1 protein-coding gene and 1 pseudogene are annotated in these 2,812 nt (G+C 68.2%); both read left to right on the top strand.

Translation table 11 applies throughout. The annotated features are described in order from the left end of the window. Positions 1-106, top strand: a pseudogene (locus tag AB0D44_RS34295) (transposase); the annotation flags it as partial. Between the two features lie 139 nt (positions 107-245). Beyond that, positions 246-1,967 (top strand): ISL3 family transposase, encoded by a 1,722-nt coding sequence (locus tag AB0D44_RS34290; RefSeq protein ID WP_362598805.1) that lies wholly within the window; start codon positions 246-248, stop codon positions 1,965-1,967. Positions 1,968-2,812: the final 845 nt, after the last annotated feature.

Raw genomic sequence — 2,812 nt, 5'->3', positions numbered from 1 at the left:
GGGCAGATACCGAGGCGAGGGGAAGACTGACGCGAAGGACGCCTCGATCATCGCCGATCAGGCACGGATGCGCCGCGACCTGCACCCGCTCCGGCTGGGTGACGACATCACTGGCTTCGTAGGTGATGACGAAGAGCGTTTGATGCCGAGTTTCGGCAGCGGATGTTGATCTAGCCGAGTGGAAATGTCACTGAGTTCCGGGTTCTGGCACAGATCTTGGGGAGCCGTCGCGGAGCGTTACCTCGGTGTTCGATTGCGAGGGACTGGCTCGTGCGAGACGGCGTACCCCTTGGTGTCTGACATCCGGAAGTGACGCTCCCTCAGGTGCATTCCGTTCGCTCTCTGGCCGTCTGTGGACGGCGATGGTGCTGGTCATGCAGACCGACGCACCATTCTGGGACTCGCTGGTGTTCGACGGGATCGACGAGGTGGACGTCGAGGCGGTTACGGCCGCGTTCGGCAGGGTCGAGGTGGTGGGGAGAGGCCGCGCGGCCGGGGCGACGTGTCCGGGTTGCGGCCGATTCTCGGGCCGAGTCCACGACCGTTACCAGCGCAGGCTGAGGGACCTTCCTCTGGCTGACCAGGGCTTTGTGATCCGGCTGACGGTCCGGCGCTTCATCTGCGGGTCGGCGGACTGCCCGCGCCGGACGTTCGCCGAGCCGTTCGCCCGACTGGCCGCCCCGCACGCACGGTTCACCACGCGGCTCAACCACGCTCTGGAACGGGTGGGGCTCGCCCTGGCCGGGCGGGCCGGCGCTCGGCTGGCGGCCCAGCTGGGCTTCGGCGCGGGACGGATGACCTTGTTACGCAGGGTCATGGCATTGCCCGATCCGCGGTTCAGCACGCCGCGGGTGCTGGGCGTGGACGACTTCGCGATCCGTCGCGGCCAGACCTACTCCACCGTCTTGACCAGCGTCGAAGATCGTCGCGTGGTCGATGTGCTTCAGACCCGTGAAGCCGGCCCGCTGGCCGCCTGGCTGGTCCGCCATCCCGGCGTGGAGATCATCTGCCGGGACCGGGCGGGCGCCTACGCCGAAGGCGCTCGGCGCGGTGCCCCCGGCGCTCTGCAGGTCGCGGACCGGTTCCATCTGTGGCAGGGCCTCGGCCGGGCCGTGGAGACCTGCGTCGCCGCCCATCGCGACTGCCTGCGCAACCCGACGCCCAGCGGCCTGCTGCCGCAGGACACCCGACCAGCTTCCGGTCGGCCACAGGACGACTCAGATCCCGTCGGCCGGCGGGCCGAGCGCAAGAAGGCCGCACACGCCCTGGTCCACGAGATGCTCGCCCAGGGGCACTCACGTCGGGCGATCGCCCGGCACCTGGGCTGGGGCCTGAACACCGTCCTCCGGTACGCGAACGCCGCACGCTGGCAGGACACCATCCGTGAGAACCGGCCCCGAAGCAGCAGGCTGGACCCCTACAAGCCCTACCTGGAACGCCGATTCGCCGAGGGATGCACCAGCGTCACCCGGCTCCACGGCGAGCTGGTCGCCGAGCAGGCTCCCGTCACCTATGGCATGGTCCGCGCGCACATCGCGACCTTGCGCCGGGCTCCCTCCGCAGCACCGCCGCGGCCGCCGACGGTACGACAAGTGACGGGCTGGCTCACCCGACACCCCGCCGCCCTGAGCGAGGAAGGCCGCGTCGGCCTCAAGGACGTCCTGACCCGCTGTCCCGAACCGGACACGGCTACCAGACACGTCCGCGATTTCGGCGAGATCCTCACCGGCCGCCTCGGCACCACGCTCCCCACCTGGATCGACACGGTCGATGCCAGCCAACTGCCCGGGCTCACCGGCTTCGCACTCCACCTGCGCCGAGACCTCGACGCCGTGACCGCCGGCCTCACCCTGAGCTGGAGCTCCGGCAGCATCGAAGGCGCCGTGAACCGCATCAAAAAGATCAAGAGACAGCTCTACGGACGAGCCGGCTTCCACCTCCTTCGAAAGATGATCCTGCTGCAGTAGCCCGGAAGCAGGCTCTTGCCGATGGGGCTTCGGCGGGCTAGAACTTCGTGTGATCACTTTCGTGTGTGCCGCCTGCGCCCGCCCTCTGACCAGGGCTGTGCAGCTGTCCGAGCCCCTGGTCAGGCCAGAGTTCGACGGGCGAATCGGACCCGACGGGTACCGCCGGGCCCCGGCCACGATGCATGCGGGGCTCTATGCCCTGGAGCCCGAGCCTTGGGGAGCCCCGTTCCTACCGACCGACGAACCCGTCGCAGTGTTTCCCGGCGGGCCTTGTGTCGGCGATCCGGACGGAGAGGGGTTCCTGACTTCCGCAGGTCCCCGAAACCCGATCGTCCTCCATCCTGACGACGCACCTCACTTGCTGCCCGACCTTGAGGGAGACCACACGGGCTGCTGCGGCTGGCATGGACAGAGCGGCCTGAACCGGCTGTGTCCATGTGGCGCTGCGGTAGGAACAGAGATCAGCGAGTGTTACACCGCGTACGAACTCCACCTCGACCCAGCACAGGTCCACGCCCTGGACGCCAGCACCGTCAAAGTTCAGTGAAGCACAGTAGGTGTGGAGCCCATTATCGAACGCCACGATGACTCTCCGCGACGGCTCCCCAAGATCCGTGCCAGAGCCGAGTTCCGAGAGCACCAGTACCGGCGTGTCGACCGCTCCGTGCAGGTGCCCGAGGGCTGCGTGGGTGGAGCCGATATCGTCCTGGCATGACACGTGAGTTCGATATGGTGCGGTCGCTCGCTGCAGGTGTTGAAGGCCGCAGGGGCGCCTGGGAGTTCATCCGCGGGTTCGTTGCGAACTGGTCGGAGGCGCTCGGTGATGACGACGGCTGGGGCGAGGC

The organism is Streptomyces sp. NPDC048349 (assembly GCF_040651925.1).
Taxonomy (GTDB): domain Bacteria; phylum Actinomycetota; class Actinomycetes; order Streptomycetales; family Streptomycetaceae; genus Streptomyces.
The sequence above is the reverse complement of the archived record's forward strand: the minus strand, read 5'-3'. Positions and strand labels throughout refer to the sequence as shown.